The 18,942-nt window shown below is 67.3% G+C and carries 17 protein-coding genes; 3 read left to right on the top strand and 14 right to left on the bottom strand.

The window, feature by feature from the left end; all coding sequences use genetic code 11:
- Positions 1 to 85: 85 nt before the first annotated feature.
- The 5 genes from CSW60_RS18915 to CSW60_RS18895 form a co-directional block, all read right to left on the bottom strand.
- Positions 86 to 1,177, bottom strand: coding sequence for an NADH:flavin oxidoreductase (locus CSW60_RS18915; protein ID WP_099538719.1), 1,092 nt, complete (start codon positions 1,175 to 1,177; stop codon positions 86 to 88).
- A 97-nt stretch (positions 1,178 to 1,274) separates the two neighbouring features.
- On the bottom strand, positions 1,275 to 2,486 hold the full coding sequence (locus tag CSW60_RS18910) for an acyl-CoA dehydrogenase family protein (RefSeq protein WP_099538718.1): 1,212 nt from the start codon (positions 2,484 to 2,486) through the stop codon (positions 1,275 to 1,277).
- Positions 2,487 to 2,490: 4 nt separating this feature from the next.
- Positions 2,491 to 2,781 (bottom strand): putative quinol monooxygenase, encoded by a 291-nt coding sequence (locus CSW60_RS18905; RefSeq protein WP_066682781.1) that lies wholly within the window; start codon positions 2,779 to 2,781, stop codon positions 2,491 to 2,493.
- Positions 2,782 to 3,029: 248 nt separating this feature from the next.
- A complete protein-coding gene (locus CSW60_RS18900) occupies positions 3,030 to 3,368 on the bottom strand; it encodes a hypothetical protein (protein WP_099538717.1) in 339 nt (112 codons plus the stop codon).
- 71 nt (positions 3,369 to 3,439) lie between these two features.
- Positions 3,440 to 4,135, bottom strand: coding sequence for a DnaJ family molecular chaperone (locus CSW60_RS18895; RefSeq protein WP_099538716.1), 696 nt, complete (start codon positions 4,133 to 4,135; stop codon positions 3,440 to 3,442).
- A 265-nt stretch (positions 4,136 to 4,400) separates the two neighbouring features.
- Here CSW60_RS18895 and CSW60_RS18890 point away from each other — a divergent pair, with 265 nt between their 5' ends.
- Positions 4,401 to 5,204, top strand: a complete 804-nt coding sequence (locus tag CSW60_RS18890) for a hypothetical protein (protein WP_099538715.1) — start codon at positions 4,401 to 4,403, stop codon at positions 5,202 to 5,204.
- A gap of 126 nt (positions 5,205 to 5,330) precedes the next feature.
- Here the strand turns inward: CSW60_RS18890 and CSW60_RS18885 are convergent, their stop codons facing one another.
- The 7 genes from CSW60_RS18885 to CSW60_RS18855 form a co-directional block, all read right to left on the bottom strand.
- Positions 5,331 to 6,776 carry a GH1 family beta-glucosidase gene (locus CSW60_RS18885; RefSeq protein WP_099538714.1) on the bottom strand — a complete coding sequence of 482 codons (1,446 nt, stop codon included), beginning with the start codon at positions 6,774 to 6,776 and terminating at the stop codon, positions 5,331 to 5,333.
- A 183-nt stretch (positions 6,777 to 6,959) separates the two neighbouring features.
- Complete coding sequence (metH, locus tag CSW60_RS18880) at positions 6,960 to 9,632, bottom strand: methionine synthase (protein WP_099538713.1); 2,673 nt, start codon at positions 9,630 to 9,632, stop codon at positions 6,960 to 6,962.
- Between the two features lie 6 nt (positions 9,633 to 9,638).
- Positions 9,639 to 10,715: a homocysteine S-methyltransferase family protein gene (locus tag CSW60_RS18875; protein ID WP_099538712.1), complete on the bottom strand. Its 1,077-nt coding sequence runs from the start codon at positions 10,713 to 10,715 to the stop codon at positions 9,639 to 9,641.
- A 157-nt stretch (positions 10,716 to 10,872) separates the two neighbouring features.
- Positions 10,873 to 11,742, bottom strand: a complete 870-nt coding sequence (gene blaCAU / locus CSW60_RS18870) for a CAU/MBL1b family subclass B3 metallo-beta-lactamase (RefSeq protein ID WP_099538711.1) — start codon at positions 11,740 to 11,742, stop codon at positions 10,873 to 10,875.
- Entirely contained in the window at positions 11,739 to 12,683 is a 945-nt protein-coding gene (metF, locus tag CSW60_RS18865; protein ID WP_099538710.1) for a methylenetetrahydrofolate reductase [NAD(P)H], read from the bottom strand. Before metF ends, blaCAU begins: the two co-directional genes overlap by 4 nt.
- Positions 12,680 to 13,657, bottom strand: a complete 978-nt coding sequence (locus CSW60_RS18860; protein ID WP_099538709.1) for a metalloregulator ArsR/SmtB family transcription factor — start codon at positions 13,655 to 13,657, stop codon at positions 12,680 to 12,682. The genes metF and CSW60_RS18860 overlap by 4 nt, the downstream gene beginning before the upstream one ends.
- Positions 13,658 to 13,700: 43 nt before the next feature.
- Positions 13,701 to 14,075 (bottom strand): VOC family protein, encoded by a 375-nt coding sequence (locus CSW60_RS18855; protein ID WP_099538708.1) that lies wholly within the window; start codon positions 14,073 to 14,075, stop codon positions 13,701 to 13,703.
- 84 nt (positions 14,076 to 14,159) lie between these two features.
- Here CSW60_RS18855 and CSW60_RS18850 point away from each other — a divergent pair, with 84 nt between their 5' ends.
- The gene (locus CSW60_RS18850; protein ID WP_099538707.1) at positions 14,160 to 14,864 is read left to right on the top strand and encodes a hypothetical protein; all 705 of its coding nucleotides are present in this window, start codon (positions 14,160 to 14,162) and stop codon (positions 14,862 to 14,864) included.
- 38 nt (positions 14,865 to 14,902) lie between these two features.
- On the opposite strand, the gene CSW60_RS18845 is transcribed toward CSW60_RS18850, so the two are convergent.
- Positions 14,903 to 15,862 (bottom strand): 2-hydroxyacid dehydrogenase, encoded by a 960-nt coding sequence (locus CSW60_RS18845; RefSeq protein ID WP_099539184.1) that lies wholly within the window; start codon positions 15,860 to 15,862, stop codon positions 14,903 to 14,905.
- A 242-nt stretch (positions 15,863 to 16,104) separates the two neighbouring features.
- Between CSW60_RS18845 and CSW60_RS18840 the strand changes: the two genes are divergently transcribed.
- The gene (locus CSW60_RS18840) at positions 16,105 to 16,512 is read left to right on the top strand and encodes a hypothetical protein (RefSeq protein ID WP_099538706.1); all 408 of its coding nucleotides are present in this window, start codon (positions 16,105 to 16,107) and stop codon (positions 16,510 to 16,512) included.
- A 37-nt stretch (positions 16,513 to 16,549) separates the two neighbouring features.
- On the opposite strand, the gene CSW60_RS23260 is transcribed toward CSW60_RS18840, so the two are convergent.
- Complete coding sequence (locus tag CSW60_RS23260; protein ID WP_369801043.1) at positions 16,550 to 18,907, bottom strand: hypothetical protein; 2,358 nt, start codon at positions 18,905 to 18,907, stop codon at positions 16,550 to 16,552.
- Positions 18,908 to 18,942 lie beyond the last annotated feature (35 nt).

The following is an 18,942-nucleotide window of genomic DNA, read 5'->3' as shown; positions in this document are numbered from 1 at the left end:
GGGCTACGCGGCAAACGTCCAGCTTGCCCCCTCAGTCGCTCCGCGACAGCTCCCCCGCATCGCGGGGGAGCATCTTACGGCAGGCCTAGTACAGAACCCCCAGGGCCTGACGCTCGAAGCTCTTCAGCTCGTCGTTGCGGCCCTCGTGGACCTTCACGACCCATTCCGGATCCTGCAGCAAGGCGCGGCCGACGCCGACCAGGTCGAACTCGTTGCGCTCCAGGCGTTCCAGCAGGCGGTCCAGCGAGGCGGGTTGGCTGCCTTCGCCGCCGAACGCCGCGATGAACTCGCCCGACAGGCCGACCGAGCCGACGGTGATGGTCGGGGCGCCGGTCAGCTTCTTGGCCCAACCGGCGAAGTTCAGGTCGCTGCCCTCGAACTCCGGCTCCCAGAAGCGGCGCTGCGAGCAGTGGAAGATGTCGGCGCCGGCGTCGGCCAGCGGCTGCAGCCAGGCTTCCATCTCCTGCGGCGTGGTCGCCAGGCGGGCCGCGTAGTCCTGCTGCTTCCACTGCGACAGGCGGATGATCACCGGATAGTCCGGGCCGACGGCGGCGCGAACCGCCTTCAGGATCTCGGCGGCGAAGCGGCCGCGCTCCCCGATCGTCGGGCCGCCCCACTTGTCGGTGCGGACATTGGTGCCCGACCAGAAGAACTGGTCGATCAGATAGCCGTGGGCGCCGTGCAGCTCGACCGCGTCGAAGCCCAGGCGCTTGGCGTCGGCCGCCGCCTGGCCGAAGGCGGCGATGGTGTCGGCGATGTCGGCGTCGGTCATCGGCTCGGTGAAGGGCGTCCCGCCGGCCTTGGACAGGCCCGAGGGGCTGTCGACCTTGCCCAGCTGATCCGGCCCCTTGGCGGCGCCGACGTGCCACAGCTGCGGGGCGATCAGGCCGCCGGCGGCGTGGACCTCGTCGACGACCTTCTTCCAGGCCGCCAGTTCCTTCTCGCCGTGGAAGCGCGGCACCTTGGCGTCGTTCAGCGAGGCCGGACGCGCGACGCCCGTGCCCTCGGTGACGATCAGCCCGACCTCATTCTCGGCGCGGCGGCGATAGTAGGCGGCGACGTCGTCGGTCGGCACGCCGCCGGGCGAGAACGACCGCGTCATCGGCGCCATCACCACCCGGTTGGGCAGCTTCAGCGACTTGAACTCGAAGGGCTTGAACAGGGCGTCGATGGCCATGGGGAATCCATTGCGAAGGGACTAGCCCGCGATCCAAACATTTGTTCGCGAGCTAGGCCATGCAGAAAAACTGGAACCGAAGGTGTGACGGGCAGGATTAAAGCCCCAGCACCATCTTGGCCATGATGTTGCGCTGGATCTCGTTGGAGCCCGCGTAGATCGAGGTCTTGCGATAGCTGAAATAGGCCGGCGCGGCGGGCGCGGCGTAGTCGGGGCCCGCCCTGCCCTCGTTGCTCTTCGACCAGGTGTCGCGCACGAACGGCGCGGCGTAGGCCCCGACCGCCTCGAGGGTCAGTTCGGTGATCGCCTGCTGCTGCTCGGAGCCGACGCACTTCAGCATCGACGAGGCCGGGCCGATGGCCTTGCCCGCCGAGCGACCGGAGAAGATCCGCAGCTCGCTGGCGTCCAGCGCCTGGACCTGGATCTCGAGATTGCTGATCTTGCTGCGGAAGTCGGGATCGTCGATCAGCCGCCCGCCGTCGTCGGCCAGCTCCAGGGCGGCGATGCGCTTGACCTTCTTAAGCATGTGCATCAGGCCCGGCGCATAGGCGTTGCCCCGCTCGAACTCCAAGAGGTACTTGGCGTAGGTCCAGCCCTTGTTCTCCTCGCCGATGCGGTTGGCGACCGGCACGCGGACATTGTCGAAGAAGACCTGGTTGATCTCCTGCTCGTTTTCCGGCGGACCGTCCAGGGTGGGCAGCGGCTTGATCTGGATGCCGGGCGTGTCCATCCGCAGCAGCAGGAACGAGATGCCCTCCTGCGGGCGCCCCTCCGTCGAAGTGCGGACCAGGCAGAACATCCAGTCGGCCCACTGGGCGTGGGTGGTCCAGATCTTCGAGCCGTTCAGCACATAGTCATCGCCGTCCCGCTCGGCCCGCATCTGCAGGCTGGCGAGGTCCGAGCCCGACCCCGGCTCGGAATAGCCCTGGCACCACCAGACGTCGGAGCTCAGGATCGGCGGCAGGTGCTGGGCCTTCTGCGCGTCGGACCCGAAGGCCATGATCACCGGCGCGACCATCTTCAGCCCCATCGGCGACGAGGTCGGAACGCCCGCCAGGCTCATCTCCATGTTGAAGATGTAGCGCTGCGAGGCCGTGAAGCCCGGCCCGCCATGCTCGACGGGCCAATCCGGCGCCGCCCAGCCGCGTTCATAGAGCTTCTTCTGCCACTTCACCTGGCCGGCCTTGTCCAGATAGCCGTTCTTGGACTGGCTCATCTGGCGGCGCAGGTCGTCGTCATAGGCGGTGGCGATCCAGTCGCGCACCTCTTGCTGGAAGGCCAGATCCTCGGCCGAGAACGCCAGGTCCATCGCCCTACTCCACCGCGTCGAGGTACTCGATGTTCGGGGCGGCGGCCATGGTCGGCCCCATCGCCGCGCCGGCGGCCTTGAAGTAGTCGGTGCCGCCGTGGTGCTTGAGAGCGTCGGTCGAGGCGTAGAGCTCCAGCACCTTGTAGACGCCGGCTTCGGTCTTGGACTTGGTCAGCTGGTACATCAGGCAGCCCGGCTCGTTGGCCTTCACCTTGGCCGCGAGGTCCAGGAACACCTTTTCGAATTCAGCGGTCTTGTCCGGCTGGACGTACAGAGTCGCGACGACGCCGATCATGCTTGCCTCCCAACATTTGTTTGAAAGGCAGGATGGGTCAGGCGCGCGGCCGGGGCAAGGGCGACGTTGGGGAAGGCCGGTGGGCTACGCGAAATCGCGCACACCCTTCTCCCGATCTCCCCGGCGAATGCAAGGGGCCCAGATTCATCCGGAGAGTCTTGGGATGACGCGCCAGCCGCCGCGCGAGAACACAGTGGAGGGTGGGTTCGATCTGGGTCCCGGCATCCGGCGGGAAGATCGGAGTGAGTCTACGGCCGCTCGTTCCAGCCGTAGGCGACCCAGGAGTGGCCGCCCACGTTGCGGGCTTCGATCAGGCTGGGATCGGCGTTGCGGGCGCTGGCCATCTTGCGGCCCCGGAAGGCGAAGGCCGCCAAGCCGAACAGCGCGCTGCCGATGAAACCAACCACCACGACGGTGGCGGCGAAGACCACGGCCAGGACCGCGCCGATCACCACGGCCGCCGACGTCGCGAGCGCGCCCGCGATCCAAGCGAGGTTACGCAAGGGCGAAACTGCGGCGGTGTTAGTCATCGGCGTCCTCTCGTCACGCTCATGATCCTTCTTAGGTGGTTCACAAGCGCTGAACATCAACTGAACACCCGCCGATCGCGGATGAAAAGCCTTTTTCCCTCGCTCGAAGCGAGACGAAACGCCTCACCTCAACCGGCGGCGGCGAGTCCCAGTTCCCGCCGTTCGCGCATCACCGTCGAGAAGGCGGCGTTGATCGCGGCGGCCTTGGCCTCGGCCACCTCGATGAACTCGGCGGGCAGGCCCCGCGCGCGGGCCCGGTCAGGGTGCGCGTTGGTCAGAGCGATCTTCCAGGCCTTGTGGACCGTGGCGTCGTCGGCGTCGGCCGGCACCTCGAGGATGGCGTAAGGATCGTCGGCGCCGACGCCCAGGTGCGTGGCGCGCAGGCGACGGAACGCCAGCGGCGACATGCCAAACAGGCTGGACACCCGCTCCAGGTAGGCCAGCTCGTCGTGGGTGACCACGCCGTCGGCCTTGGCGATGTGGAACAGGCCGTCGACCACGTCCTCCAGCAACTGCGGGCAGCTGGAATACCGCTTGGCCAGACGCTTGGCGTAGCTCTCGAAGCCGTGAGTCGTCTGGCGGGCCAGCTCGTACAGGCGGTGGATGTTCGGTTCGGAGGCGGGGTCCGGCTGGAACACCTCGGTGAAGGCGGCGAACTCGTGCCCGTCGGCGCGGCCGTCGACCTTGGCGAGCTTGGCGCCCAGCGCCGTCACCGCGGTCGAGAAGGCGGGATCCTCGCCCGGCAGGCCGCCCGGACATTCGGTGCAATCGGCCAGGTCGAGGCGCCGGGCGGCGATGTTCGCGATATTGCGCCAGAAGCTCATGAATCGCCTCGAAACCAGCGACGGACATTGACGGATACGGGGGGCGACCCGGTGCGGATCACCTCACGGAAGGTGCTTCTAGCACATTGAGAATGATCATTCACATGACTTCGTTGCAATGCGGCGAAAGCGCATGGTCGTAGGCGGGGAGCCGATCTCCCTCTCGCCCGTTATGGCTCCGCTTGGCGATCGCCACGCAACGGTCCCAATCCGGACCGAAATGATCTAGTCACTCCGTACTGAAATTCGAAAGGACCTCCGCCGCATGGCGAACGCCCTCTTTCTCGCTCTCGCGCTGTTGGCCCAGGACGGCCAGGCGAGCGCGTCCCTGAACGCCCCGCCGACCGACGAGTACGGCTATGTCGCCTGGTGCTACGGCGCTCTGGGCGGTTACGCCAATCTCTACGACCGCGTGATGCCGGAGGTGACGCGGATCGAGAAGGCGTTCCCGGGTCCGGACGGCGTGCAGGCCGCGCTGAAGACCTATCCGGAAATGCGCGCCCAGGCGCAGAAAGACCTCAAGACCTTCGCCTCGGCGATCACCGCGGCCGAAAAGGCCAGTCCGCGTCCGATCTCGGAATATGGCGCGGCCCAGGTCAAGCGCGGCGCGGCCATCTGGCAGGGCGCCGGCTCGGTCGACAAGGCGCGGCTGGCCCAGATGTGGATGAGCTGGAGCCCGCCCGGCGACTGCGAAAAGCGCGCCAAGGCGCTGGAGATGAAGTCGAGCATCCTGGGTCGGGCGCTGAACTATAACGCCGTCTCGGCGACGACGCCCTCGCCAGCGCCCGCCACGCCGAGCGCGCCGCCGCCGGAGGCGCCCGCGCCGCGGCCGGCTCCCGAATCCGCTCAGCCCAAACCCGAGGCCGCCCAGCCCGCGGCGGAAGCCGCCAAGCCGGCCCCGGTCGCAAGCGCGCCGCCCAAGGCCAAGGCCCCGGCGCCGGCCAAGAAGCTGCCGCCGATCGGCGGCAACGAGATCATCGTCGATCCCGTCAACCCGGTTCCCTGCGCCGGCAGCCTGATGCCCGCCAAGCGCGGCGGCCGCGACGTTCTGATCTGCAAGCCGAACTGACGGCAAATCCTCCCCCTAGCGGGGGAGGTGTCGGCTCGAAGAGACGACGGAGGGGGAAAGAGGCAGGCTCTCCAGCACTTCCCCCTCCGGCCCTTCGGGCCACCTCCCCCGCTGGGGGGAGGATCTTTACCGCTCAACCAACACCCCGCTCTCCGCCAGGGCCTTGAACCACCGGTACGAGGCCTTCGGCGTCCGCACGCCGGTCTTGCGGTCCATCGCCACCAGGCCGAACTTCGAGGTGTAGCCGAGGTCCCATTCGAAGTTGTCGATCAGGGTCCACTCGAAATAACCGCGCACGTCGCAGCCGGCTTCGCGGGCCGCCAGCACCGCCTGGAGATGGCGGCGCAGATAGGTGATGCGGAACTGGTCGTCGAGGATCGCCGGGCCCGTGCTGAACGGGTCGGAGCAGCCGTTCTCGGTGACCAGCACGGGCGGCGCGCCATAGTCGCGGCGCACCCTGTCCAGCACCTCGAACAGACCCGACGGATCGATATGGCGGCCAAAGGCGTCCAGCTCCGCGCCCCTGGGCGGGGCGGCCTGGGCGATCTTGCCGGGCGCGTTCAGGTCCAGGCGGACATAGGCGGGCGCGTAATAGTTCACGCCCAGGAAGTCGACCGGCTGGCGCGTGATCGCCATGTCCCCGTCACGGACGACGCCCTTCAGGAAGTCGTCCATCGCCTTGGGATAGGTCCCCTTGAACAGCGGGTCGAGCCACGCGCCGTTCCACAGCGAGTCCAGACCGTCCGAGGCCAGCCGGTTCCAGATCGCCCACGGCCCGCCCGCCGGGCGGCAGGGCTGCAGCGCCATGGTCGTGCCGACCTTCAGCCCCGAGCCGCCCGCCCGCAGCGCCCGCATCGCCAGGCCCTGGCCAAGGTTCATGTGGTGGATGACCGGCCCGAGCAGCTTGTCGTCCTTCAGGCCCGGAGCCTGCTCGCCCAGCACGTGGCCGAACACGGCGTGCACCGCCGCCTCGTTCAGCACGATGTAATTCTTCAGTCGGTCGCCCAGTTTTTCGACCACCGCGTGGGCGTAGTCGGCCAGGCGCTGGGCGGTGTCGCGGTTCTTCCAGCCGCCCTTCTCCTGCAGGCCCTGCGGCAGGTCCCAGTGGAACAGCGTCGCGTAGGGCGCGACGCCCTTGGCGAGTAGGGCGTCGACCAGCCGCGAATAGTGATCCAGCCCCGCCGGGTTCACGGCGCCCTCACCCGTCGGCAGGATGCGCGACCAGCTGATCGAGAAGCGATAGGCGTTCAGGCTGGCCCCCGCGATCAGGTCGACGTCCTCCTGGAACCGGCGATAGCTGTCGGTGGCGACGGTGGCGTCCGAGCCGTCCTTGACGTGACCGGGGACCTTTTCGAACCGGTCCCAGACGCTGGGCCCGCGTCCGTCGGCGGCTTGCGAGCCCTCGGTCTGGAAGGCGGCGGTCGCCACGCCCCAGACGAAGTCCTTCGGGAATTGCCGGCTCTTGGGCTTCAGGTCGGTCTCGCCCGGCCCTTCACATCCCGCCAGTCCCAGCGCCGCGCCACCCAGGGCCATGGCCCCCAGCGCTCGCCGGCTCACGCCCGAGCGTTCCATGTCGTCCCCTCCCTTTTTCGTTGGGAGGAGGATGCGTTGGGATATCACGGTTCGCAATCCTCCCCCTAGCGGGGGAGGTGTCGGCTCGAAGAGACGACGGAGGGGGAAGAAGCAGGCGCTCAAGCACTTCCCCCTCCGGCGCTTCGCGCCACCTCCCCCGCTTGGGGGGAGGATTTTCTGTCTCTACGCCGCCGCGCCGCGCGCTCGGGCCAACGGGTCGTAGTTCAGGATCGGCGACAGCCAGCGTTCGGCGGTCGCCAGGTCCCAGCCCTTGCGGCGGGCGTAGTCCTCGACCTGGTCGGCGTCGATCTTGCCGACCCCGAAATAGTGGGCCTGAGGATGGCTGAAATAGAGGCCCGAGACCGCCGCCCCGGGGGTCATGGCGTAGCTCTCGGTCAGTTGCAGGCCGGTGGCCGCCTCGGCGTCGAGCAGCTTGAACAGCGTGCCCTTCTCGGTGTGGTCGGGCTGGGCCGGATAGCCGGGCGCGGGGCGGATGCCCTGGTACTTCTCGGCGATCATCACCTCGGTGTCGGCCGCTTCGTCGGGCGCATAGCCCCACAGCTCGACGCGGGCCTTGTAGTGCAGCCACTCGGCGAAGGCTTCGGCCAGCCGGTCGGCCAGGGCCGAGGCCATGATGGCGTTGTAGTCGTCGCCGGCCGCCTTGAACTTGGCGACAATCTCGTCCTCGCCATGGCCGGCGGTGACGGCGAAGCCGCCGACATAGTCCGCGCCCTGCCCGATCGGCGCGACGAAGTCCGAGAGCGCGACGTTCTGCTTGCCTTCGCCCTTGTCCATCTGCTGGCGCAGGGTGTGCAGGCGCGAGAACTCGGCCACGCGGGTCTCGTCGGTATAGAGCACGATGTCGTCGCCCTGGGCCTGAGCCGGCCAGAAGCCGATCACGCCCTTGGCCCCGAACCACTTCTCGGCGACCACCTTGTCCAGCATGGCGCGCGCGTCGCGATAGAGGTCGGTGGCGGCCTGGCCGACCACGTCGTCCTCCAGGATCTGCGGGAAGCGGCCGATCAGCTCCCAGCTGGCGAAGAACGGCGACCAGTCGATGAACGGGACCAGCTCGGCCAGCGACGGCTCGAACACCCGCGTGCCGATGAAAGCGGGTTTCGGCGGTGTGTAGCCCTTCCAGTCGATGGCGAAGGCGCGCTCGCGGGCCTCCTTGATCGAGGCGCGGGCCTTAGTGGTCTGGCCGCGCGTGTACTGCTCGCGGACCTTCACGTATTCGGCGCGGGTCTCGGCGATGATCCGGTCGCGCTCGCCCGGCGACAGCAGGCCCGAGACCACGCCGACGGCGCGGCTGGCGTCGACGACATAGGTCGTCGGGCCCCGGCGATAGGCCGGCTCGATCTTGACCGCCGTGTGGGTGCGGCTGGTGGTGGCGCCGCCGATCAAGAGCGGGATGTCGAAGCCCTGGCGCTCCATCTCGGCGGCCACGAACACCATCTCGTCCAGCGACGGCGTGATCAGGCCCGACAGGCCGATCATGTCGACCTTGTGCTTCTTGGCCTCGTCCAGGATCCGGTCGGCGGGGACCATGACGCCCAGGTCGATGACCTCGTAGTTGTTACACTGCAACACGACGCCGACGATGTTCTTGCCGATGTCGTGGACGTCGCCCTTCACGGTCGCCATCAGCACCTTGCCGGCGGCCTGGCGCGCCTGGCCTTCCTTCTCGGCCTCCATGAACGGCATCAGCCAAGCCACGGCCTGCTTCATGACGCGGGCCGACTTCACGACCTGGGGCAGGAACATCTTGCCCGCGCCGAACAGGTCGCCGACGACGTTCATGCCGTCCATCAGCGGGCCTTCGATCACGTGCAGCGGCCGCTCGGCGGCCAAGCGCGCTTCCTCGGTGTCGGCCTCGATGAACTCGGTGACGCCATGGACAAGCGCGTGGGTCAGGCGCTCGTTCACCGTGCCCTCGCGCCAAGCTAGGTTGGCGACCTGCTGCTGGCCCTTCTCGCCCTTGTAGCGGGGAGCCATCTCGACCAGGCGCTCGGTGTTGGTCTGGTTCGGGTCGCGCTGGGGACGATTGAGGATCACATCCTCGACGGCCTCGCGCAGGACCGGGTCGATATCGTCATAGACCGGCAGGTCGCCGGCGTTGACGATGCCCATGTCCATGCCGGCGTTGATCGCGTGGTACAGGAAGACCGAGTGGATCGCCCGGCGCACCGGCTCGTTGCCGCGGAAGCTGAACGAGACGTTCGACACCCCGCCCGACACCCGCGCGTAGGGCAGCATCTGCTTGATGCGCCGCGTGGCCTCGATGAAGTCGACAGCGTAGTTGTCGTGCTCCTCGATCCCCGTCGCCACCGCGAAGATGTTGGGGTCGAAGATGATGTCCTCGGGCGGGAAGCCGACCTTGTCCACGAGGGTGTTGTAGGCCCGCTCGCAGATCTCGACCTTGCGCTTTTCGGTGTCGGCCTGGCCGACCTCGTCGAAGGCCATGACCACCACGGCCGCGCCGTAGCGCAGGCACAGCTTGGCCTGCTGGAGGAACTTCTCCTCGCCTTCCTTCAGGCTGATCGAGTTGACGATCGCCTTGCCCTGGACGCACTTCAGGCCCGCCTCGATCACCTCCCACTTGGAGCTGTCGATCATCACCGGCACGCGGGCGATGTCGGGCTCGGCGGCCATCAGGTTCAGGAAGGTGACCATGGCCTGCTGGCTGTCCAGCAAGCCCTCGTCCATGTTGACATCGATGACCTGGGCGCCGGCCTCGACCTGCTGGCGCGCGACCGACAGCGCCTCAGGGTAGTTCCCTTCGACGATCAGCTTCTTGAACTTGGCCGAGCCGGTGACGTTGGTGCGCTCACCGATGTTGACGAAGACGGGTCTCATAATCGCTTAGGCCAATTCGAACGGTTCGAGCCCCGCCAGGCGCATGGCCTTGGGGCGCTCGGGGATCTGGCGGGGCTTCACGCCGCGCACTTCGTCGGCGACGTGGCGGATGTGGTCCGGCGTCGTGCCACAGCAGCCGCCCAGGATGTTGACCAGGCCGTCCTTGGCCCATTCGTGAAGGGCGTGGCCGGTCTCGTGCGGCTCCTCGTCATACTGGCCCATGGCGTTGGGCAGGCCGGCGTTCGGATAGGCCGCGACCAGGGTGTCGGCGATGCGGGCCATCTCGGCGATGTGCGGGCGCATCAAATCAGCGCCCAGAGCGCAGTTGAAGCCCACGGCGAACGGCTTGGCGTGCTTGATCGAGTTCCAGAACGCCTCGGCCGTCTGACCCGACAGGGTGCGGCCCGAACGGTCGGTGATGGTGCCGCTGATCCAGATCGGCAGCTCCTCGTGGCCCTCGTCGCGCAAGTCGAGGATGGCCTTGATCGCCGCCTTGCAGTTCAGGGTGTCGGTGATCGTCTCGATCAGGAAGAGGTCGACCCCGCCCCGGTAGAGCGCGTCCACCTGCTGGCGATAGGCCTCGTAGACCTGGTCGAAGGTCACCTTGCGCGCGCCCGGATCGTTCACGTCCGACGACATCGACAGCATGACGTTCAGCGGCCCGATCGAGCCGGCGATGAACTTGGGCGAAGCGGGGTTTTCGGCGTTCCAGCGGTCGGCGACCGAGCGGCCGATCCTCGCGCCTTCGATATTGATGTCCCAGACGTCCTGTTCGCTCAGATGATAGTCGGCCTGGGCGATCGTGGTGCCCGAGAAGGTGTTGGTCTCGGAGATGTCGGCGCCAGCCGAGAAATAGGCGTCGTGCAGCTCCGCCACGAGGTCCGGCCGCGTCAGGCACAGGATGTCGTTGTTGCCCTTCATCTGGCCGTCGTGGGCGGCGAAACGCTCGACCCGGTAGTCGGCCTCGGTCAGGCCCTTCTTCTGGAACATCACGCCCCAGGAGCCGTCGAGGATCAGGATGCGCTCCTTGGCGGCGGCTTTGAGCGCGGCGACGCGATTGGAGCGGATGGAAAGGTCGGTCATCGGTGAAACTCCGGGGCGCGAGCGCCCCCTCCGTCACGCCGCGTATCCGCGGCGCGCCACCTCCCCCGCTGCGCGGGTGAGGAGGAATGTACTGCATCCTCCCCCGAGAAACGGGGGAGGTGGATCGGCGCGAAGCGACGAGACGGTGGGGGCGCTCTCATCGCGCGCCTCCGCCCGCCTGCTGGCGCGCCAGCTCCTTGTTGAAAGCGGCCTCGTAGCCGTCGACGAACCGGCCAAGCTCGGCCGGATCGACGAAGGCGTTCGGGTCGCCGCGCAGCTGCTTCTGGCGCTTGGCCAGCAGATCCCCCTGCTCCTCGTGGCTGGGCAGCACGACGTCGGTCGGGAGGGTCCGCATCTTGGCGAAGCTGGCGCGATAGTCGGCGACGATCGTCTTATGGCCCTTGTTGCCGACCAGCACGTTGCCCGCCACCGACAGCGAGCACGGGAAGGTGACGTTCAGCGGCCGCCCCTTCTCGATCACCGCCGTCGTCCAGGTGGTGCAGCCGATCGTATGGCCGGGCGTCAGGTGGGCCACCATGGCGGTCTCGCCCAGCTTCAGTTTGGTCTCGTCGCCAAAGGCGCGGTCGACCTTCACCGCCGGGAAGGGCGTCGGGCCGTTCTCGTTGTCGCCGATGTGGTGGCCCTGCTCGATCGCCGGCTCGTCGCCGCGCGAGATCCACAGCTTGGCGGTCGGGATATCAGCCTTCAGCTGAGCCAGCCCGCCAGCATGGTCGAAATGGGCGTGGGTGTTGATCAGGATCTTCACGTCCGCCAGCTTGAAGCCCAGCGTGGCGATGTTGCGCTCGATCTGCTTGCCGACCTCGGCGTTCGGGCCGCCGTCCAGGATGACGTGGCCCTCGGACGAGGTGATCAGCCAGGACGAGATGCCTTCCGTCCCGACGTAATAGATGTTGCCGACCACGCGGTAGGGCTTGGTCGGCTTGGTCCAGCTGGCGGGCATGTCGGCGCGGGCGGCCGGCGCGAGGGCCAGGACCGACGCCGCCAGGGCGATGACGAGACGCTTCATGCCGCGGCCTCCGCAGGGGCCGGCGAGGTTTCGCGCAAACCCAGCACGCGGCAGATCGCATAGACAAGGTCCGCGCGGTTCAGGGTGTAGAAGTGGAAGTCCTCGAAGCCTTGCTCCTGCAGCTTGGCGCACATCTCGGTGGCGACCGAGCAGGCGATCAGGCGGCGGGTCTCGGCGTCGTCCTCCAACCCGTCGAACAGGTTGGCCAGCCAGCCCGGGATGGTGGTCTGGCAGGCGGCGGCCATCTTCTTCAGGCCGCTGAAGTTGGTCACCGGCATGATGCCCGGCACGATGGGGATCGTGATCCCGGCGGCGCGGACCTTGTCGACATAGCGCAGGAAGGCGTCGAGATCGAAGAAGAACTGGCTGATGCCCAGCGTCGCCCCGGCGTCGACCTTCTGCTTCAGCACGTCGATGTCGTGCTCCAGCGAGGGGCTTTCCGGATGCTTCTCGGGATAGACCCCGACCAGCACCTCGAACGGCGCCACGCCCCGGATGGCCTTGGTCAGTTCGGTGGCGTTGGCGTAGCCGTCCTCGCGCGGGACATAGACCCCGCCGATGCCGCCCTCGCCAGGCGGCGGATCGCCGCGCAGCGATACAATGTGGCGGACGCCGATGTCCCAGTAGTCGCGGATCACCTCGTCGACCTCGGCGCGCGAGGCGCCCACGCAGGTCAGGTGGGCGGCGGGCTTGAGGCTGGTCTCGTCCAGGATGCGCTTGACCGTCCGGTGCGTGCGCTCGCGGGTCGAGCCGCCGGCGCCATAGGTCACCGAGACGAAGGCCGGATCCAGCGGCGCCAGGCGGGTGATCGCCTGCCACAGGCTCTCTTCCATCTGCGGCGTCTTGGGCGGGAAGAACTCGAACGAGACGCGAGGACGCTCCGTGCGCTCGCCGGCGCGGGCGACAGGACCGATCACGCGGCGGGTGGGCGGAAGGGTCATGCGGCGGTCCTTTCGGCGGCGACGCTCAAGGGACGACGCGCGGTCCAAATCTTCACGGTCAGCCCTTCGCCGGTCGAGGGCGGCAGGGCGATGTTGCTTTCCAGCTGAAGACCGCCGGCCCGCAGCCACGGGACGATCTCGCTGTCGTCGAAGCCCAGGCGACGGTGCTGGTGCACCTCGCGTAGGAACTCGTGGTCGTGCGGGGCGAAGTCGGCGATCAGCAAGAGGCCGCCGGGCGCGACCAGGCGCGCGGCCTCGGCCACCGCATTGGCGGGATCGGACAGGTAGTGCAGCACCTGGTGCACGGTGACGAGATCGGCGCAGCCGCCCGGCAGGCCGGTGCGGAAGATGTCGCCGTGACGCAGCTCGCAGCTGGCCAGGCCCGCCTTGGAGACCTCGTCGCGGGCAATGTTCAGCATCTGCTGCGAGAGATCCAGACCCAGGGCGTTGCTGGCGCGCTTGCCCAGCAGGGTCAGCATGCGGCCCGCGCCCGCGCCCAGGTCGACCATCTCGTCAAAGGGCCCCTCCCCGGTCGCACGCAGGATCGCGGCCTCGACCTCGGCCTCGTCGACATACAGCGAGCGGATCTCGTTCCAGCGCGCGGCGTTGCGGGCGAAATAGGCCTGGGCGTCCATCGAGCGCTCGGCGCGCACCGCGGCCAGCTTGTCGGCGTCCAGGCGGATGACGGGATCGGTGTCATCGATCAGATCCAGCGCCTGCTCGACCAGGAACCGACCGGCGGACTTGGCGGCCAGGCGGTAGAACACCCAGGCGCCGTCCGGGAAGCGCTCGACCAGACCCGCCTCGGCCAGCAGCTTCAGGTGCCGCGAGACGCGCGGCTGGCTTTGGTCGAGGATGCGGCACAGCTCCAGCACCGACAGCTCCTCGGCCGCCAGCAGGGCCAGGAGACGCAGGCGCGTGGACTCGCCGGCGGCGCGCAGCACCTCGACGACCTGTTCGGCGGCTAACTTCATAGGGACATAAAGATATCTTTATGTCCGTTTTGGCAAGAGGAAATTATGCCTCGGCGTCGGCCTTGGCGGCTTCCCAAAGCTCGATTTTCACCCCGGCCGGGTCCATCAGCCAGGCGAACCGCCCATAGCCTTCGTCCTGCCGGCCCAGCGGCTCGACACCCTCGGCGGCCGCCCGCGCCAGAACCCCATCGATATCATCGACGATGAAATTGATCATGAACGGCGCGGCCGACGGCGCGAAATAGTCGGTGTCGGCGGCGAACGGCGACCAGGTCGCCTGGCTGCCCTTCGGAGGCTCGAACACCGCCCCGCCCCAGTCGTGAACCTCGAATCCCAGCACCCGCGCGTACCACTCGCGCACGGCCTTCGGATCCTCCGACTTGAAGAAGAATCCGCCGATCCCGACAACCTTGGCCATATCCGCCCTCGCCACCACACTCGTTAAAGGAGAAATAGAAATTTTACCACCATAGGAGACCCGACTTTATCAAGAGGAACTATCATGGCCGACACGGATAACCAGACCATCGCCTCTTGGGTCGACAGGCTAAACAACCTACTGCCATTGGCGACAACTGCCGGATTCATCTTGGCACTCGCCTTTTTGGCTGGCGTCTTCGATGGCTGGAATCTTTCTATCATTCAACTGATCGAGCCTGGTGAAGTTCTGCTTCCCGGATTTTTCCTGGCGAGCATTTTCATCTTCTTAGCCGGCGTAGTGCTCACCGCTCACGGACCGTTCAACATGATCCTCGGCAAGCTCAAGTTCGACCGAAGAATCCACGTCTCTGCACTAATCGTCATTGGCTTGATGTGGGCGTGGATCCCGGGTTGGCTCCACCCTCCAACTTGGATGCAGGCCTTAGCCTCCATCGCTGCGTTGGGATGCGCAGCAAACATCGTGGCGAGTCTTCCGGCATTGCGCGGTGCCAACACCATCACGTTCTTTGCGGCGCTGATCGCGTTCAGTCCTCTTCCAGTATGGGGAGTTACCGCCTGGGACATATCGACCCAAACGGTCATAAATCGAGGCTTTGCGGGCGGCCTATCTGTAACCAAAGCAAACGGCGCACCGTGCGATGGAAATGTGCTGTGGCTCGGAGGCAAGACGGTGGTGGTCCGCTGTGGCCTATTAAACGAGGGCGTTCAGGTCATGCCTTTCAGGGACGATCTTAAATTGGTTCACCGCCCGACGACTTCACACTGACCAATGGCGACCGCCCCAAGCCGTCACCGCGCCGCGCCCTAAGCCGCCACCGGCGTGGCCAGCGGCTCGCCGTGGAAGTAGCGGCGCAGGTTCTCCAGGGTAAGGTTGACCATGGCCGGGATGCTGTCCAGCGTCGCGCCGGCTGTGTGGGGGGTCAGCACGACATGGGGAACCCCTTCCCACCGCGCGGCCGGCGTCGGCTCGTGCTCGAAAACGTCCAGGGCGGCCATGCCCAGCGCGCCCGACTTGAGGGCGGCGATCAGGGCGTCCTCGTCGATCAGCGAACCGCGCGCAACATTGACGATCAGCCCCTGCGGCCCGACCGCCTCGATCACGGCGCGATCGATCATGTGCCGGTTGTCGGCGTCGGGCCGGGCGCAGACGACCAGGACGTCGCTCTCGCGGGCCAGGGCCATCAGGGTGTCGGCGCGCGGGTAGTCGCTGTCCTTTGAGCGCGGCCCCCACCAGGCGATCTTCATTTCAAAGGCGGAAAGTCGACGCGCCACCGCCTCGCCGATATGGCCAAGACCGACGATCCCGGCCTTGCGGCCGCGCAGCCCGTGGCGCGGCGCCATGCGTTCGGCGTGGGTCCAATGACCGGCCCGTACGCGCTGGTCGCCTTCGACGATTCCGCGCCAGGCGGCCAGCACAAGGCCCACCGCATGGTCTGCCACATCGGCGGCGTTGAGGCCGGTGGAATGGGTCACGGCGATGCCGTGCGCCTTGCACCACGGGACGTCGATGCCGTCATAGCCGACGCTGACGCAGGCGATCAGGCCCAGCTGCGGCATCTCCGAGAGCATGCCCCGCCCCAGCGCCATCTCCCCCGCATGGACGATCGCCTTGATGCTGAGGCCGGGGCCTTCGAGAAAGGCCAGCCGATCCGGATAGTCCCACAGGCGATGCACCTGGTACGCGCCCTCAAGCAGCGGCTGCAGCGGCAGCAGCATCTCATGCGAGATCAGGACGTGCGGCTTCTCGACGGGGGTTTGCGGCATCCAGGCCTCCATGGGCGGCCATGAACCTGGCCGACTTGCTCAAGGACCAAGCTACTCCACGCGGAGCGCTTATCCAGAGCTAAGCGGCGTACGGAGCGCCCGCCACCGTGAGGCTGATCACGACCTGGTGACGCCCTGAGGCCGCGGCAGGCGGCCGCTGGACGGCCAAGCTGTGAACAACGAAGGTCCAGGAACGTTCCGGGCAGGACGCCATACGGCGTCCCAGGCCCGGAGAAACCACGATGTTGACCAAGACGCTCGCCGCGACCGCGGCGCTCTCGATGCTGGTCGGCGGCGGCTCGGCTCTCGCCCAGTCGAAATCTTCCGCCATGGTCGGCCCCAAGGAACCGATCCCCTACTCCCAGCTCAACGCCTATATGAAGGCCTCGCCCAAGGCCCGCGCCAGCAAGGACTGGTGGGCCAGCTCGCCGACCGCCCCCACCGGTATGTCCGCCGACACCTCGGCCACCGCGCCGGACGCCAGCACGATGAGCGGAGCGGTGAACCCGCCGGCCCCAAGCGCGTCCAGCATGCCCTCGACCCCGCCGATCGACGGCGGCGCGCAGCCCAACGGCTCGACCCTGCCGAACCCGGCCACGCCCACCGACCCGATGGGCTCGTCGACGGCCACGCCGCCTCAGCCGAAGTAAGCTCGAACGTCCGGGACGGTCCAGCGCCGTCCCGGCGTCAGGCGCCGCTATAGATGAAGTCGGACCTGTAGTAGCCCTTGGCGGGATCCAGGATATCGACCGCGAACGGCGCGGAGCCGTCGGCGAGGTCGGTCAGCCAGGCGTCGTTGGACTTCACCATGACGCCCAGATCGGCCTTCTGCGCCTCGGCCAGAAGCCATCCCACCATCGCCGCCTTGGTTCCGATCCCGTTGGCCCCATCGCCGCCGTAATAGGCGAAGTAGTCGGTGCGGCTGTCGATCAGCGCATGGGTTTTCTCATCGGTCGGCGTCCCGCCGAAGATGGCCTTGTAGGCCGCCTTGGTGGCGTCGAAGAGGCTCAACGCGCCGTACTTGGCCGTGAAGGCCTCCTTGCCCTCGCCGTTTTTGCCCAGGTTCACCGCGAAATTGATGTAGCGGTTTTCCAGATTGAATGACTGGTAATAGGCGCTGTTGAGGTTGTTGGGGTTCGGCCCGGTCGGCGAGACGAGGTAGTCGATGCCCGCGTCCCCTGGAATCTTGCCGGTGAAGAACTCGTAGGCCAGCGTCGCGACCGAGGTGGTGGCGCCGGCGGCGCGCACCACCAGTTGCAGCGCCTCCTGCGTCGAGATCGCGCCGGTCATGGTTAGCGCCAGGTCGCCCAGGGGGCCCTTCTCGATCGCTGACGCCACCGAGGTTCGCAGCAGCGACGAGAACAGGGTCTCGTTCGCTGCGGGTACGTTGAGCGGCGACAAGATCGTCGAACGGTCAGAGAACCGAAGAACCTCGACGTTCCTCAGGCCGTCAGAACCCTCCGGGGCGTTGCCTCGCAGGTCCTTGACGCTCACCGAGCCATCGGCGGCTATGACCCAGCTGTAGTTCGAGGATGCGCCGGCGTATTGCGCCACATCGACGCCCGCGCCGCCGTCCAGAACATCGTCGCCGCCGCCGCCGACCAGCACGTCGACGCCGTCGCCCCCGCTCAAGGTGTCGCTGACCGCGCCGCCGGTCAGACGGTTGGCGTTGGCGTCCCCTTTCAGCACCGACCCGAAGTCGCCCCCGCGCACCGCCTCGAAGCCCGACAACGCCAGATTGCCCATGCCGGTGTTCTGGCCCTGGTCGAGCCCCAGATCGACGGCCACGGCGGTCTTGGCCAAGCTGAGATCCAGCGTGTCGAAGCCATAGTCGCCGCTGATCGACAGGGATGAAGCCGTCGGCTGAGCCGCCTGCAGGATAAAGGTATCGTCGCCGTTACCGCCGCTTAGCCCATAGATGCGGCGGTTCTCGCCAGCGCGCAGTTCGCCCAGATATATCCGGTCGTCGCCGTCCCCGGCATAGACATAGTTGTCGCCGATATCGGCGTAGATCGTGTCGCCCTGAAAGCTGCCGTAGATCGAGTCCGCGCCCGCCTCGCCGTAGATGACGGCCGGCCCCGCGCCGCCGTGGATCAAGTCGTCGCCGTCGCCGCCATGGGCGATGCTCAGATCGCCCAGCTGGATGGTGTCGTTGCCCGCGTCGCCAAAGATATCGCCGCTGGCATAGATCCGGTCGTCGCCCTCGCCGCCGTGGAACTCCCCGCGCGCGCCGGCGGCGCCGGAGATCATGTCGTTACCGGCGTCGCCGTAGATGACGTCGACCGCATTGACGTCGTTGACGCCGTTGCTCCAGTCCATACCGGCGAAGAGTTCGTCGTCGCCCTCGCCGCCATGGATCAGGTCATTGCCGGCGCCGCCGACGATGTGGTCGTTGCCAGCGCCGCCGTCGAGCGTATCCGCGCCCTCGCCGCCGAGGATGGTGTCCGCCCCGTCATCCCCCCAGATCTGGTCCGCCCCGGCATTGCCCATCAACACATCGGCGCCGCCGCCGCCATGGATGAGATCGTCGCCACCCATCCCGTAATAGACGTCAGCCGCCGCTACGCCGGTGAAGGTGTCGGCCGCGGCGGTTCCCAGGGTGGCGGTGAAATAGGCCTCCTTGAAGCTCGCGGCGTCGATGACGGCGCGGTTCGAGAACTTGACGACCATGTCCTGGGTCGAAACCACGCCGTTGCGATCGAAGTCGGCGAAGAGGTAGGTGCCGTCCGACGTCGACCACGTCCAGAACTGGGTCGCGCCCTCGCCCAGGTCGTCCGCGCCATATCGCTGACCCGCAGACACCGCGAAGTTAGCGGTCGTCACCGCGCCACGGAATACGAGCGAGCCGACCGCATAACCGCCGACGGCGCCAAGATCGATGCGGTCGCCGTCGGCGGCGTTGAAATCGGTGATGACGCTGAAGCCGTACTGGCCCCACCTCCAGAAGTCGTTGTCGCGAGCCTCGAACAGGTCCGCTCCCGCACCGCCGGTGACGGTGTTTCCCGTCAGGATCCACAGCTTGTCGACGCCAGCGCCGCCATCCATCGTGACATTGGTGGCCTTGATCTCGTCGTCGCCGT

Source organism: Caulobacter sp. X (genome assembly GCF_002742635.1).
GTDB lineage: Bacteria > Pseudomonadota > Alphaproteobacteria > Caulobacterales > Caulobacteraceae > Caulobacter.
This window is presented reverse-complemented; position numbering and strand designations above follow the sequence as displayed.

What these genes read in the sequence shown, in the direction of transcription:
- CSW60_RS18860 (WP_099538709.1), bottom strand. Translation starts at nt 13,657, where the DNA reads ATGAAGTTAGCCGCCGAACAGGTCGTCGAGGTGCTGCGCGCCGCCGGC.
- CSW60_RS18900 (WP_099538717.1), bottom strand. Translation starts at nt 3,368, where the DNA reads ATGTTCAGCGCTTGTGAACCACCTAAGAAGGATCATGAGCGTGACGAG.
- CSW60_RS18850 (WP_099538707.1), top strand. Translation starts at nt 14,160, where the DNA reads ATGGCCGACACGGATAACCAGACCATCGCCTCTTGGGTCGACAGGCTA.
- CSW60_RS18885 (WP_099538714.1), bottom strand. Translation starts at nt 6,776, where the DNA reads ATGGAACGCTCGGGCGTGAGCCGGCGAGCGCTGGGGGCCATGGCCCTG.
- metF (WP_099538710.1), bottom strand. Translation starts at nt 12,683, where the DNA reads ATGACCCTTCCGCCCACCCGCCGCGTGATCGGTCCTGTCGCCCGCGCC.
- CSW60_RS18840 (WP_099538706.1), top strand. Translation starts at nt 16,105, where the DNA reads ATGTTGACCAAGACGCTCGCCGCGACCGCGGCGCTCTCGATGCTGGTC.
- CSW60_RS18915 (WP_099538719.1), bottom strand. Translation starts at nt 1,177, where the DNA reads ATGGCCATCGACGCCCTGTTCAAGCCCTTCGAGTTCAAGTCGCTGAAG.
- CSW60_RS18905 (WP_066682781.1), bottom strand. Translation starts at nt 2,781, where the DNA reads ATGATCGGCGTCGTCGCGACTCTGTACGTCCAGCCGGACAAGACCGCT.
- CSW60_RS18895 (WP_099538716.1), bottom strand. Translation starts at nt 4,135, where the DNA reads ATGAGCTTCTGGCGCAATATCGCGAACATCGCCGCCCGGCGCCTCGAC.
- metH (WP_099538713.1), bottom strand. Translation starts at nt 9,632, where the DNA reads ATGAGACCCGTCTTCGTCAACATCGGTGAGCGCACCAACGTCACCGGC.
- CSW60_RS18875 (WP_099538712.1), bottom strand. Translation starts at nt 10,715, where the DNA reads ATGACCGACCTTTCCATCCGCTCCAATCGCGTCGCCGCGCTCAAAGCC.
- CSW60_RS23260 (WP_369801043.1), bottom strand. Translation starts at nt 18,907, where the DNA reads ATGGATGGCGGCGCTGGCGTCGACAAGCTGTGGATCCTGACGGGAAAC.
- CSW60_RS18855 (WP_099538708.1), bottom strand. Translation starts at nt 14,075, where the DNA reads ATGGCCAAGGTTGTCGGGATCGGCGGATTCTTCTTCAAGTCGGAGGAT.
- CSW60_RS18890 (WP_099538715.1), top strand. Translation starts at nt 4,401, where the DNA reads ATGGCGAACGCCCTCTTTCTCGCTCTCGCGCTGTTGGCCCAGGACGGC.
- CSW60_RS18910 (WP_099538718.1), bottom strand. Translation starts at nt 2,486, where the DNA reads ATGGACCTGGCGTTCTCGGCCGAGGATCTGGCCTTCCAGCAAGAGGTG.
- blaCAU (WP_099538711.1), bottom strand. Translation starts at nt 11,742, where the DNA reads ATGAAGCGTCTCGTCATCGCCCTGGCGGCGTCGGTCCTGGCCCTCGCG.
- CSW60_RS18845 (WP_099539184.1), bottom strand. Translation starts at nt 15,862, where the DNA reads ATGCCGCAAACCCCCGTCGAGAAGCCGCACGTCCTGATCTCGCATGAG.